This is a genomic window from Micrococcus sp. H39-S4 (assembly GCF_027158145.1).
In the GTDB taxonomy this organism is placed as follows: Bacteria; Actinomycetota; Actinomycetes; order Actinomycetales; family Micrococcaceae; genus Micrococcus; species Micrococcus luteus.
In genome coordinates this window covers 299501-312292 of sequence record NZ_JAPVLT010000001.1, presented here as the reverse complement: position 1 = coordinate 312292, position 12792 = coordinate 299501, and the positions used below count along the sequence as shown (strand labels likewise).

The window sequence follows — 12792 nt, the reverse complement described above, 5'->3', positions numbered from 1 at the left end:
CCATGACACGGCGTGACGCCGCGGCTCCGTCATGCCGACCGCCCGTCAGGCGCCTATGAGAGCATGCTCACCATCATGGGCTCCGCGACCTCCTCACCCGCCGCTCCGCCCGCGACCGCTCCTCCGACCCGACGGCGACGCTCGGCCGACACCTCGACAACGCCGCGGCGATCGTGGCCGCCGCACGCCGGGCGGACGTTCCCCTCGCGGTGGCGGCGGCCCTGGCCGAGCTCGAGTCCGGTGGCCGGAACGTCTTCGGGCACGACGCCGGCGGTGTGCACAGCGCCCCGCGCGGGACGGACGTCCTCGTGACCCGGGAGCGCTATGAGGAGCTCGTGGCCCGGGTGGCGCAGGGTGAGAAGTCCAACGGCGTGGGGCCCGCGCAGATCACGTGGCCGCCATACTTCGCGCAGGCGGCGGAGCGCGGTCTCCACCTGTGGGAGCCGGAGGACAACCTGGCCTTCGGGCTGGAGATCCTGCGCGGTCACCTGCGCGGCGACCTCTCCGCGGAGGGGATCGCCCGGGCGGGGACGCTCTACAACGCCGGGACGCTGTCAGACGGGGTCACCGCCTACGGCCGGCGCCTCGCCGCGGCGACCCGCGCATGGGCCGAACGCCTGGGCGAATCCGCCCCGCCGCCGGTCAGGCCAGGTTGACCAACAGCACGTACGCCAGCGTGCCGGCGGCGATCGAGACCAGGGTCCGCCGCCCGGCCAGCAGATGCACGACGACTGTCACCGCCGCCGCGATCAGCGCGTGGGCCACCCGCGTCCCGTCCACGGGCTCTCCAGGGGCCAGCGCCGCGGCGTCGAGCAGCATCACGAGGGCCAGGATGGTCAGCACGCCGGCAGGCATCCACACCGCCAGCCGCGCGGCGAGCACGGACTCCCGCAGCGGCTGCAGCAGTGCGAACGGCAACGCGCGCAGGCAGAAGGTCACGAGGCCCGCGACGACGGCCGCGGCCACCAGGTACGCGGCGCCGGTCATCGGGGGTCCTCCTCGACGCCGGGCTCGGCATCCGTGACGGCCCGCTCCCCCGCCGCGGCGACGACGGGCACCGGCCCGGTGACGGGCACGGGCTCAGGCAGCGGCAGGGCGGTCCCGCGCGCGGCGAGCACGTGGAACGCGATCAGCACCGCGGCGTAGAGGGCGAAGGCGACGACGAGCACCTGCGCGGGCGCGAGCAGCAGAGCCACCCCGACGGCGACCGCGGCCGCCAGCACGAGGGGCAGCTGGGCCCGCGTGCGGGCGGCGTCCATGGCGAGCACGATGAAGAGGGCGACGAGCGCGAACTCGAGGCCCTCGACCGGCACGGGCAGCAGCCACGCGACGGCCACCCCGGCGAGGCCCCCGAGCACCCAATACGCATGCAGCGCGATCTGCATGGCCAGCAGCCGGGGCGCCGTCCAACCGCGGGGCTGGGCGGCGGCGATGGCGTAGGCCTCGTCGATCAGGGCGCCCATCGAGTAGATCCGCGCGAGGCGCCCCCGGACCACGCGCAGCGGGAAGCTGAACGCATAGAACACGTGGCGGAAGTTCACGAGGAACACCGTCACGGCGATCGTGAGCAGCGGCGTGCCCGCCACCACCAGCGAGACGAGCAGCAGCTCGACGGACCCGGCGAACACGACCACGGAGAACAGGGGTGCGACCCACGCGGGCAGCCCGGCCTGGACCACGAGCATCCCGAAGGCCACGCCCAGGGGGAACAGGCCGAGGCCGGCGCCCAGCGTCACGGCGACGCCGGAGCGCACCTCGGCCCACCGCGAGGGCGGAGCGGAGGCGCGCGAGGACGCTGACGAGGAGCCCATGATGGTGAGCATGCTCTCATAGGCGCCTGACGGGCGGTCGGCATGACGGAGCCGCGGCGTCACGCCGTGTCATGGCCCCGCGATCGGTGCACCCGGAGGGACTCGAACCCCCGACCCTCTCGGTGTAAACGAGATGCTCTGACCGACTGAGCTACAGGTGCCGGTGTCCGTCCAGGCTACCGGTCCACGAGCAGGTCGCGCGTCGCGGCCTCGTGCTCACCCCGGGTGCGTGCCTGCCCCGGGGCGGCGACCACGCGCGCGGCCTCGACCCCGTCCGCGTCGAGCAGCACGGAGACGCGGCGGGGCCGCCCGGTCTCCGCGTCGAAGACGTCGAGGGCACGGCAGGCCGCGCCGTGGGGCCAGAAGTCGGAGAGCAGGGTGAGCGGCTCCGGCAGCGCCAGCTCCTCGCGGACGCGGCGCAGCACGGGGGCGGCGTCACAGGAGACCACGCGGACAGCCACCTCGTCGACCGCCACGTCCTCGGCGAGCGCCCCGATCCAGCCGAGCTCGTCCGTGCACACCGGCGTGAACGCCCCGGGCAGGAAGACGAGCCACGTGCCCCGCGGCGCGGCCGCGTCCTCGGGCCCGCGCGTCGGCGGCCACGGCCACCTCTGGCCGTGGTCGTCGCGCAGCGCGGGGACGACGTCGGCGCCCCGCGTCCCGCCGGACGGGGGCTCAGCCACCGCGCTTCTGGACGAGCTTCTGAGCGGCCCAGTCCTCGGAGGCACCGGCCCCGGTGGTGGCGTGCAGGCCTGCGGTGGAGGCGGCCTCGGCGACGTCCGCCGGGCTGACGTGGCCGGGGCGCCCCTTGCGGGGGGTCATGATCCAGACGGGGCCGGCATCGAGGGACCGCTGGGCGTCCACGAGGGCGTCCACGAGATCCATGACGTCGCCGTCGTCCGCGCGCCACCAGAAGAGGACGGCGTCCGCCGGCTCCTGATCCTCCTCGGTCAGCAGCTCCTCGCCGAGCGCGTCCTCGAGCGCGTCACGGAAGGTGAAGTCGACGTCGTCGTCGTACCCCCACTCCTGCACCAGGTCGCCCCTCGAGAGGGCGAGCTCCGCCAGCAGGGCGCTGTCCGTCGAGGTCGGCGTCGACCCAGCCTGCATAGTGTCCGGTCCTCCTTGATGGTGGCGGGCACTGCGGCCCGCGCCGTCGAGCGGGTGATGATGACCACCATACGCCGTGGACGCCGCCGTTCCGGGGCCTCCGGCCGGGCGGACGCGACGGCTCCGGTCTACTCTGGGGAGGAACAGACGCACTCTCCGGGCGATGCGCCCGGCTCGGCGTCGCGGGCCCGGACCGGATCGTCTGCCCGCAGCCCACCGCGGAGCACCCCTCCGCACGAGAACCAGGAGGCACCGTGAGCGCAGCCGAAGAGAGCTCGCAGATCCGCAGCGGTCTGACCGACCAGCTCCCGGACAAGGATCCCCAGGAGACGTCGGAGTGGATCGAGTCCCTCGACGGACTCATCGAGGAGCGCGGCACGGAGCGGGCGCAGTACATCATGCGCTCCCTCATGCAGCGCGCGAGCGCCCAGTCCGTCGCCCTGCCCTACGTGACCACCACGGACTACGTGAACACGATCCCGGCGGACCAGGAGCCGGAGTATCCGGGTGACGAGGAGCTCGAGCGCCGCTACCGCAACTACCTGCGGTGGAACGCCATGGCCCTCGTGCAGCGCGCCCAGCGCGACGCCGTCGGCGTCGGCGGCCACATCTCCTCCTACGCGGGCCAGGCGACCCTCTACGAGGTGGGCCTGAACCACTTCTTCCGCGGCCAGGACCACCCGGGCGGCGGCGACCACATCTTCTTCCAGGGCCACTCCTCGCCGGGCAACTACGCCCGCGCGTTCCTCGAGGGCCGCCTGACCGAGCAGGACCTCGACGGCTTCCGCCAGGAGAAGTCCCGCCAGGGCCACGCCCTGCCCTCCTACCCGCACCCGCGGATGATGCCGCACTTCTGGCAGTACCCCACCGTGTCCATGGGCCTGGGGCCGATGAACGCCATCTTCCAGGCGCAGACCAACCGGTACCTGCACAACAACGGCATCAAGGACACCTCCGACCAGCACGTGTGGGCCTTCCTCGGCGACGGCGAGATGGACGAGCCCGAGTCGCGCGGTCAGCTGCACGTCGCGGCCAACGACAAGCTCGACAACCTCACCTTCGTGATCAACTGCAACCTGCAGCGTCTCGACGGGCCGGTGCGCGGCAACGGCAAGATCGTCCAGGAGCTGGAGTCCTACTTCCGGGGCGCCGGCTGGAACGTCATCAAGGTCCTGTGGGGCCGCGAGTGGGATCCGCTGCTCGAGGTCGACGACGAGGGCGAGCTCGTGCGCATCATGAACGAGACGCTCGACGGCGACTACCAGACCTACAAGGCCGAGTCCGGCGGCTTCGTGCGCGACCACTTCTTCGGCCGGTCCTCCGTCACCAAGGAGATGGTGGCGGACATGACCGACGACGAGATCTGGGGCCTCAAGCGCGGCGGCCACGACTACAAGAAGGTCTACGCCGCCTACAAGGCCGCCATGGAGCACAAGGGCCAGCCCACCGTCATCCTGGCCCACACCATCAAGGGCTACGGCCTGGGCAAGTCCTTCGAGGGCCGCAACGCCACGCACCAGATGAAGAAGCTGACGGTGGACGACCTCAAGGTGTTCCGGGACCGCCACCGCATCCCGATCTCGGACGAGCAGATCGAGAAGGACCCGTACAACATCCCGTACTACCACCCGGGTGCCGACGCCCCGGAGATCAGGTACATGATGGAGCGGCGCAAGGAGCTGGGCGGCTTCGTGCCGGAGCGGCGCAGCGACTACCACGCGATCCCGCTGCCCCCGGAGTCCGCGTACAAGCAGGCCCGCAAGGGATCGGGCAAGCAGCAGGCCGCCACGACCATGGCGTTCGTGCGCCTGCTCAAGGACCTGATGCGGGACAAGAACATGGGACCGCGCTTCGTGCCGATCATCCCGGACGAGGCCCGCACCTTCGGCATGGACTCGTTCTTCCCGACCGCGAAGATCTACAACCCCAAGGGGCAGAACTACCTGTCCGTGGACCGGGACCTGTTCCTGTCCTACAAGGAGTCCCCGCAGGGGAAGATCTACCACGTCGGCATCAACGAGGACGGCGCCACCGCGGCGTTCAACGCGATCGGCACGGCGTACTCCACGCACGGCGAGCCGATGATCCCGGTGTACATCTTCTACTCGATGTTCGGCTTCCAGCGGACCGCGGACAACATCTGGGCCGCAGGCGACCAGCTCGCGCGCGGCTTCATGATCGGCGCCACCGCCGGGCGCACCACCCTCGCCGGCGAGGGCACCCAGCACATGGACGGTCACTCCCCCGTCCTGGCGTCCACGAACCCGGCCGTGAAGCACTACGACCCGGCGTACTCGTACGAGATCGCCCACATCGTGCGCCAGGGCCTGGAGGACATGTACGGCGACCACGACCGCGGGGACGACGTCCGCAACGTCATCTACTACCTCACGGTGTACAACGAGCCGATCACCCACATCGAGGAGCCCGAGGGCCTCGACGTGGAGGGCCTGCTCAAGGGCATCTACCGCCTCTCCGAGGGCCAGGGCGACGGCCCGAAGGTCCAGCTCCTGGGCTCCGGCGTCTCCGTGCCGTGGGCGCTCGACGCCCAGCGGATCCTCTCCGAGGAGTGGGGCGTGAACGCCTCCGTGTGGTCGGTGACCTCCTACAACGAGCTGTACCGCGACGCCGTCGCGGCGGAGAAGGACGCCCTGAAGGACCCGTCCGCCACCCCGCGCGTGCCCTACGTGACGCAGGCGCTGCAGGGGGCCGAGGGCCCGATCGTGGCCACCTCGGACTACTCCACCTCGTGGACGAACCAGATCCGCCCGTTCGTGCCGAACCGCTTCTCGGCGCTCGGCGCCGACGAGTTCGGCTTCGCGGACACCCGCGCCGCCGCCCGTCGGTACTTCCTCATCGACACCCACTCGATGGTGGTCCGCGCGCTGCAGCTCCTCGAGGAGGAGGGCGAGGTCGAGCGGGGCACGGCCGCGAAGGCGCACGAGAAGTACCGCCTGGACGACGTCAACGCCGGCACCACCGGCATCGCGGCCGGCGTCGTCGCTGTAGGAACCCCACAACACGCGCCTAGGATGGAGCGCATGCCCGAGCCCCGCCCCGCCGCCCCTCGCCCCGTGAGCACCGACGGGCTGGCCCGCCTCCGGAGCCACCTGGGGGCACTGAACACGGCGGTGCTGCAGCGGCTGGACGCCACCCTGCCCTGGTACCGCCGACTCACCCCGGACGAGCGCAGCGCCCTCGGGCTCGTGGCCCAGCGCGCCCTGCAGGGCTTCCTCACGTGGTTCGAGCGGCCCACCTCCACGGGCCACGTCCTGCAGGACGTCTTCGGGCCCGCGCCCACCGATCTCACCCGGGCGATCTCGCTGCAGCGGGCCCTCCAGCTCATCCGGACGATGGTGGACGTCGTCGAGACGCGGGTGCCGGAGCTGCTGGCCGAGCGCGACCAGGCGCCCGTCCGCGAGCACATCCTCCACTACTCGCGCGAGGTCGCGTTCGCGCTCGCAGACGTGTACGCCCGGGCCGCGGAGATGCGCGGAGCGATGGACTCGCGGCTCGAGTCGGTCCTGCTGGACGCGGTGCTGCGCGGGCAGGACCCGGACGAGATCCGGCACCGGGCCACCGCGCTGGGCTGGCGTGGGGACCACGACGTGATGGTCATGGCCGGTCTCGCCCCGGGGCAGGACAAGCCCGCGTTCATCCCGGACCTGCGGCGGGCCGCGGCGAGGCTCGACTGCGACCTGCTCGTGGGCGTGCAGTCCGAACGGCTCGTCCTCGTGGTCGGCTCGGTGCGGGACGCGCGGGCGGTGGGCGAGGCGCTCGCGCCCTGGTTCGCGCCGGGACCGGTGATCGTGGGACCCGTCGTGGACTCGCTGGTCTCGGCGCACGTCTCGGCGCGGCACACCCTCGCCGGGTTCAGCGCCGCGGCCGCCCACCCCCGGGCGAGCCGGCCCACCCCGGCGGAGGACCTGCTGCCCGAGCGGGCGCTGCTGGGCGACCCCACGGCCCGGGAGGCCCTCGTGGACGGGGTGTTCACGCCCCTGGCCGACGCCGGCACCTCCCTGCTGGAGACCGTGGACGCGTACGGCGCGCTGGGCCACTCGCTCGAGGGTACGGCCCGCGAGCTGTTCGTCCACGCGAACACCGTGCGGTACCGCCTCAAGCGGGTGGCCGAGGTGACCGGCTGGGACCCGCTGGTCCCCCGCGACGCGTACGTCCTGCAGACCGCGATCACCCTGGGCCGGCTCGCGGGGGCGCGGCAGACGACCGGGGACGGGTCGGACTGAGCCGGGGCGGCGCACACCCCCGCTTGTAGAAACCCTCCAAACCGACTCGCCGTGCTTCGTGGCGCGATCTGCCCGGGATGGCGGCCGATCCTGACACGATGGAGGAATGCTTGCCATCGTTTGCCCCGGACAGGGGTCCCAGACGCCCGGCTTCCTCGCCCCCTGGCTCGAGCTGGACGGGACCCGCGACCTGCTCGCATCCCTCTCCGACGCCGCGGGCGTGAACCTGATCCGCCACGGCACCGAGTCGGACGAGGAGACCATCAAGGACACCGCCGTCGCCCAGCCGCTGATCGTGGCGGCCGGCCTGGTGGCCGCCGCGGCCCTCGAAGCGGACGCCGCCGCACCGGAGTCGACCGTCGTGGCCGGCCACTCCGTGGGCGAGATCACCGCGGCCGCCGTCACCGGCGTGCTGTCGCCCGCTGAGGCCCTCTCGCTGGTGCGCGTGCGCGCCACCGGCATGGCCCGGGCCGCCGCGGCCACGCCCACGGGCATGGCCGCCGTCGTGGGTGGGGACCAGGACGAGGTCCTCGCGGCCATCGACGCGGCGGGCCTGACGCCCGCCAATGTCAACGGCGCCGGCCAGATCGTCGCCGCCGGCACCGCGGAGGCCCTCGGCGCGCTCGCCGAGTCCGCCCCCGCCCGCGCCCGCGTGATCCCGCTCAAGCTGGCCGGCGCGTTCCACACGGAGCACATGCGCCCCGCCGTGGACGACCTCGCGGCCCACGTCGCCGGCCTCTCCCCCTCGGACCCGCGCCTGCCCCTGCTGTCCAACCGGGACGGCGAGGCCGTCGAGTCCGGCACGGACGTGCTCGCCCGGATCGTGGACCAGGTCACCCGCCCGGTCCGCTGGGACCTGTGCATGGCGACCATGGCCACGCGGCAGGTCACGGGCGTCCTGGAGCTGCTGCCCGGTGGCACACTGACCGGACTGGCCAAGCGCGGTCTCAAGGGCACCGCGCAGCTCGCCGTGAAGACCCCCGAGGACCTGGACGCCGCGCGGGCGTTCCTGGCCGAGCACTCGGCCTGAACCCCGCGCACCGCCCGGCAGAGAGAAGCACCATGACCGTCACCCTGAAGCAGCACGAGCGCCCCGCGGCCAGCCGCATCGTGGCCGTGGGCGTCTACCGCCCGGCGAATTTGGTCCCCAACGAGGACCTCATCGGCCCCATCGACTCGTCGGACGAGTGGATCCGCCAGCGCACCGGCATCGTCACGCGCCAGCGCGCCACGGCGGAGGAGACCGTGCCCGTCATGGCCGTGGGCGCCGCCCGGGAGGCCCTCGAGCGGGCCGGCCTGCAGGGCTCGGACCTGGACGCCGTGATCGTCTCGACCGTCACCTTCCCGCACGCCACCCCCTCGGCCGCGGCCCTCGTGGCGCACGAGATCGGGGCCACCCCGGCGCCCGCCTACGACGTCTCCGCCGCGTGCGCCGGCTACTGCTACGGCGTGGCCCAGGCCGACGCGCTCGTGCGTTCCGGCACCGCGCGGCACGTGCTCGTGGTCGGCGTCGAGCGCCTCTCCGACGTCGTGGATCCCACGGACCGCTCCATCTCCTTCCTCCTGGGCGACGGCGCGGGCGCCGTGATCGTGTCGGCCGCGGACGAGCCGGGCATCTCCCCCTCGGTGTGGGGCTCGGACGGGGAGCGCTGGTCCACGATCTCCATGACGCACTCGCAGCTGGAGCTGCGCGACGCCGTGGAGCACGCCCGCACCACGGGCGACGCCTCGGCGATCACCGGCGCGGAGGGGATGCTCTGGCCCACGCTGCGCCAGGACGGGCCCTCCGTCTTCCGCTGGGCCGTGTGGTCGATGGCGAAGGTGGCCCGCGAGGCCCTCGACGCCGCGGGCGTGGAGCCCGAGGACCTCGCCGCGTTCATCCCGCACCAGGCCAACATGCGGATCATCGACGAGTTCGCCAAGCAGCTGAAGCTGCCGGAGTCCGTCGTCGTGGCCCGGGACATCGCGGACGCCGGCAACACGTCGGCCGCGTCCATCCCGCTGGCCATGCACCGTCTGCTGGAGGAGAACCCCGAGCTCTCCGGCGGCCTGGCCCTGCAGATCGGCTTCGGCGCCGGGCTGGTCTACGGAGCCCAGGTGGTCCGTCTCCCCTGAGGCGGCGCCGTCTGATTCACTGTCCACGTACACCCCACACCCCTACCGAAGGAGACGCCCCATGGCTTCCAAGGAAGAGATCCTCGCCGGCCTCGCCGAGATCGTGAACGAGGAGACCGGCCTCGACACCGCCGAGGTGCAGCCGGAGAAGTCCTTCACGGACGATCTGGACATCGACTCGATCTCGATGATGACCATCGTGGTCAACGCCGAGGACAAGTTCGGCGTGAAGATCCCGGACGAGGAGGTCAAGAACCTCAAGACCGTCCAGGACGCCGTCGACTTCATCGACGGCGCCCAGGCCTGATCGCCCCACGACGGCGGCGGGCCGGGCCCGCCCCGTCCCCTCGGTGAGCGCCGGGGGCGCGTGAGCGCCCCCGGCCCCCGACACCCTCGACTTCCGGCACCCCGGCGAGCGCCGCGCGTCGTGCCGACGACACCCCTCCGCCCGATCCCCACTCGAGACCCAGAGGCAGCAGACCCATGACCCGCACCGCAGTGATCACCGGCCTCGGCGCCACCACGCCCATCGGCGGCGACGTGCCCACCTTCTGGTCCCATGCCCTGCAGGGCGTCTCCGGTGCGCGCACCATGGAGCACGACTGGGTGGAGAAGTACGAGCTGCCGGTCACCTTCGCGGCCGAGCTGGCCGTGCCCACCTCCGAGGTCCTGTCCAAGGTGGAGCAGAAGCGCCAGGACCCGGCCACCCAGATGGCGACCGTCGCCGCGCGCGAGGCCTGGAAGGACGCCGGCCTCGAGGGCGCGGAGGTCGACGGCGACCGGCTCGCCGTGGCCTTCGGCACCGGCATCGGCGGCGTGTGGACCCTCCTGGACGGCTGGGACACCCTGCGCGAGCGCGGCCCGCGCCGCGTGCTGCCCATGACCGTCCCGATGCTCATGCCCAACGGCGCCGCCGGCGCGCTCTCCCTCGAGTTCGGCGCCCGCGCCGGCGCCCGCACGGTGGTGTCCGCGTGCGCCGCCGGCACCGAGGCGCTCGAGACCGCGCTGCTGCTCGTCCGCTCCGGCCAGGCCGACGTCGTGATCTGCGGCGCCGCCGAGGCCGCCGTGCACCCGCTGCCGATGGCCGCGTTCGCCGCGATGCAGGCGCTGTCCAAGCGCAACGACGACCCGCAGGCCGCGTCCCGCCCCTACGACGTGGACCGCGACGGCTTCGTCCTCGGCGAGGGCGCCGGCGTCATGGTGATCGAGTCGGAGGAGCACGCGAAGGCCCGCGGCGCGCGCGTGTACGCCGAGCTGGCCGGCGCGGGCGTCAGCTCCGACTCCCACCACATCACCGCGCCCGAGCCCGAGGGCCTGGGCGCGACCCGTGCGATGCGCGCCGCCCTGAGGTCGGCCGACATCACCCCCGAGGACGTGTGCCACGTGAACGCCCACGCGACGTCCACACCGAAGGGCGACGCGCCGGAGTACCTGGCCATGCGGGCCGTGTTCGGCGATCACCTGGACCAGGTGCAGGTCTCGGCCACGAAGTCCCAGACCGGCCACCTGCTGGGCGCCTCGGGTGCGATCGAGTCGATCCTGTCCGTGCTCGCCGTCCACCACGGCCAGGCGCCCGTGACCATCAACCTGGACCACCAGGACCCGGAGATCCCGCTGAACGTGGTCACCGGCTCCCCCGCCCGCCTGCCCGAGGGGCCGCGCGTGGCCGTGAAGAACTCGTTCGGCTTCGGCGGCCACAACGCGGTGGCCGTGTTCCGCAGCGTCTGAGCCGGAGCGCCGCCCGCGTCGGCCGGACGAAGGCTCAGACGGCGCGGTGCAGCCAGCGCACGTTGGCGTGGGCGGCGGCCAGCCGGAACGGCTCGAGCTCATCATCCCAGGCCTCGCCGAGCGCGAGGGAGAGTTCGTGCATCAGCACGCTGGGGTCGCCCGCGCCGGCCTCGTAGGCGTACCGGATGCGGTCCTCGGAGACCATGATGTTGCCGGAGACATCCGTGGTGGCGTGGAAGATGCCGAGGTCCGGGGTGTGGGACCAGCGCGAGCCGTCGACCCCGGCGGACGGCTCCTCCGTGATCTCGAAGCGCAGGTGCGGCCAGCCACGCAGGGCGGAGGCCAGACGCGCGCCGGTGCCGGCGGGCGCCGTCCAGTGCACCTCGGCGCGGTGCTGGCCGGGCGCGACCGGCTGACCCTCCCACTCCACCGAGGTCGCGGGGCCGAGCACGGAGCTCAGCGCCCACTCCACGTGGGGGCAGAGGGCGGTGGGGGCGGAGAGGATGTGGACCACGCCGCGGGTTTGGGTGCTGGTCATGGATGCCTCCGGGGGTGCGATGCGGTGCGTCTTCCCCTACGACCACGTCGCGGCTCCGGTGGATCCTGGGGCCATTGTGCACCAGGGATGCCGGGCCGGCAACGAGGCGGTGCGCCGCCGCGCGTGTCGCGGTGGCGCAGTGGAGGGGCCGGGGGCGCTCCGGGGAGGCGTCAGGCGCGTGGGTGGGCCTGCCGGTAGCCCTCGCGGAGGCGATCGATCGAGACGTGCGTGTAGACCTGCGTGGTGCGCAGGGATGCATGGCCCAGCAGCTCCTGCACGCTGCGCAGGTCGGCGCCGCCGTCGAGGAGGTGGGTCGCGGCCGTGTGGCGCAGCGCGTGCGGCCCGCGGGCCGCGGTGTCCCCCAGGCCCTCGAGCGCCCGGTCGACGACGGTGCGCGCCTGGCGCACCCCCAGCCGGCCGCCGCGTGCGCCGAGGAAGAGGGCGGGGCCGGAGTCCGGCCGGGCCAGGCGGGGGCGACCGAGCCGCTGCCACGCTTGGAGGGCGCGGCCCGCGGGGTCGCCGTAGGGGACGGTGCGCTGCCGGTCTCCCTTGCCGGTCAGCCGGACGACGCCGCGGCCGGCCTCGAGGTCGTCCACGTCCAGGGCGGAGAGTTCGGCCACCCGGGCGCCGGTGGCGTAGAGCAGCTCGAGCAGGGCGGCGTCCCGCAGGGCCAGCGCGTGGGCGGCGGGGTCGTCGCCCGCGGCGGCGGCGTCCACACGCTCCTGGGCAGCCGCGAGGAGCCGGGTCGCCTGCTGCTCCTGGAGCACGTGGGGCAGCGTCCCCTCGGGTCGGGGCGAGCGCAGCCGCAGGGCGGGGTCGTCCGAGCGCAGGCCCTCCCGGCGCAGCCAGGCCGCGAAGGTGCGGACGGCGGCCACCCGGCGGGCCAGGGTCGCGCGGGCGAGGCCGGCCCCGCTCATGGCCGCCAGCCAGCCGCGCAGGTCCTCGATGTCCAGCTCGGCGAGGACGTCCGGTGCGCTGGGCCCGTGGCGAGCGGGAGCATCGTCGTCCACGGGGGGCGTCCCCGCGGTGGCGGCTGTGCCGGCGACGTAGTCGATGAGGGAATGCAGATCGGCGAGGTACGCGCGCACGGTCTGGGGGCTGCGGTTCCGCTCGTGGCGCAGGTGCTCCTCGAACGCCTCGAGCCAGGCCGTGTCCCGGGGCGAGGGGGCGCGCGGGGCCGGGGCGGGACGGACGGAGGACGACGGGGCCATCCCCCCACTCTGCCATCCGCGCCCCGGGCGACGCGGCC

The 12792-nt window shown here is 73.5% G+C and carries 12 protein-coding genes, 1 tRNA gene and 1 pseudogene; 7 read left to right on the top strand and 7 right to left on the bottom strand.

What is annotated here, in order from left to right; translation table 11 throughout:
- The first annotated feature begins 173 nt into the window (after positions 1 to 173).
- A complete protein-coding gene (locus O3T09_RS01475; RefSeq protein WP_269295298.1) occupies positions 174 to 656 on the top strand; it encodes a hypothetical protein in 483 nt (160 codons plus the stop codon).
- On the opposite strand, the gene O3T09_RS01470 is transcribed toward O3T09_RS01475, so the two are convergent.
- The 5 genes from O3T09_RS01470 to O3T09_RS01450 all read right to left on the bottom strand — a co-directional run bounded on the left by O3T09_RS01470 (position 643) and on the right by O3T09_RS01450 (position 2918).
- The gene (locus O3T09_RS01470; RefSeq protein ID WP_010078898.1) at positions 643 to 987 is read right to left on the bottom strand and encodes an AzlD domain-containing protein; all 345 of its coding nucleotides are present in this window, start codon (positions 985 to 987) and stop codon (positions 643 to 645) included. The genes O3T09_RS01475 and O3T09_RS01470 overlap by 14 nt on opposite strands.
- Entirely contained in the window at positions 984 to 1823 is an 840-nt protein-coding gene (locus O3T09_RS01465) for an AzlC family ABC transporter permease (RefSeq protein ID WP_060974033.1), read from the bottom strand. The genes O3T09_RS01470 and O3T09_RS01465 overlap by 4 nt, the downstream gene beginning before the upstream one ends.
- Before the next feature lie 75 nt (positions 1824 to 1898).
- A tRNA-Val gene (locus O3T09_RS01460) sits at positions 1899 to 1972 on the bottom strand.
- 15 nt (positions 1973 to 1987) lie between these two features.
- Positions 1988 to 2494 carry a redoxin domain-containing protein gene (locus O3T09_RS01455; protein ID WP_060974032.1) on the bottom strand — a complete coding sequence of 169 codons (507 nt, stop codon included), beginning with the start codon at positions 2492 to 2494 and terminating at the stop codon, positions 1988 to 1990.
- A complete protein-coding gene (locus tag O3T09_RS01450) occupies positions 2487 to 2918 on the bottom strand; it encodes a DUF3052 domain-containing protein (RefSeq protein WP_049159217.1) in 432 nt (143 codons plus the stop codon). The genes O3T09_RS01455 and O3T09_RS01450 overlap by 8 nt, the downstream gene beginning before the upstream one ends.
- Before the next feature lie 254 nt (positions 2919 to 3172).
- On the opposite strand from O3T09_RS01450, the pseudogene aceE reads away from it, so the two are divergent.
- The 6 genes and pseudogenes from aceE to fabF form a co-directional block, all read left to right on the top strand.
- Positions 3173 to 5914, top strand: a pseudogene (aceE, locus tag O3T09_RS01445) (pyruvate dehydrogenase (acetyl-transferring), homodimeric type); the annotation flags it as partial.
- A 36-nt stretch (positions 5915 to 5950) separates the two neighbouring features.
- Positions 5951 to 7162: a PucR family transcriptional regulator gene (locus tag O3T09_RS11830; protein WP_331282708.1), complete on the top strand. Its 1212-nt coding sequence runs from the start codon at positions 5951 to 5953 to the stop codon at positions 7160 to 7162.
- A 106-nt stretch (positions 7163 to 7268) separates the two neighbouring features.
- Positions 7269 to 8192: an ACP S-malonyltransferase gene (locus O3T09_RS01435; protein WP_159228121.1), complete on the top strand. Its 924-nt coding sequence runs from the start codon at positions 7269 to 7271 to the stop codon at positions 8190 to 8192.
- 32 nt (positions 8193 to 8224) lie between these two features.
- A complete protein-coding gene (locus O3T09_RS01430; RefSeq protein ID WP_269295297.1) occupies positions 8225 to 9277 on the top strand; it encodes a beta-ketoacyl-ACP synthase III in 1053 nt (350 codons plus the stop codon).
- Positions 9278 to 9338: 61 nt separating this feature from the next.
- Positions 9339 to 9584: an acyl carrier protein gene (locus O3T09_RS01425; protein ID WP_010078906.1), complete on the top strand. Its 246-nt coding sequence runs from the start codon at positions 9339 to 9341 to the stop codon at positions 9582 to 9584.
- Positions 9585 to 9760: 176 nt separating this feature from the next.
- The gene (gene fabF / locus O3T09_RS01420) at positions 9761 to 11005 is read left to right on the top strand and encodes a beta-ketoacyl-ACP synthase II (RefSeq protein WP_041103123.1); all 1245 of its coding nucleotides are present in this window, start codon (positions 9761 to 9763) and stop codon (positions 11003 to 11005) included.
- 34 nt (positions 11006 to 11039) lie between these two features.
- On the opposite strand, the gene O3T09_RS01415 is transcribed toward fabF, so the two are convergent.
- Complete coding sequence (locus tag O3T09_RS01415; protein ID WP_020624513.1) at positions 11040 to 11543, bottom strand: DUF3145 domain-containing protein; 504 nt, start codon at positions 11541 to 11543, stop codon at positions 11040 to 11042.
- Between the two features lie 170 nt (positions 11544 to 11713).
- On the bottom strand, positions 11714 to 12754 hold the full coding sequence (locus O3T09_RS01410; RefSeq protein ID WP_269295296.1) for a tyrosine recombinase XerC: 1041 nt from the start codon (positions 12752 to 12754) through the stop codon (positions 11714 to 11716).
- Positions 12755 to 12792: the final 38 nt, after the last annotated feature.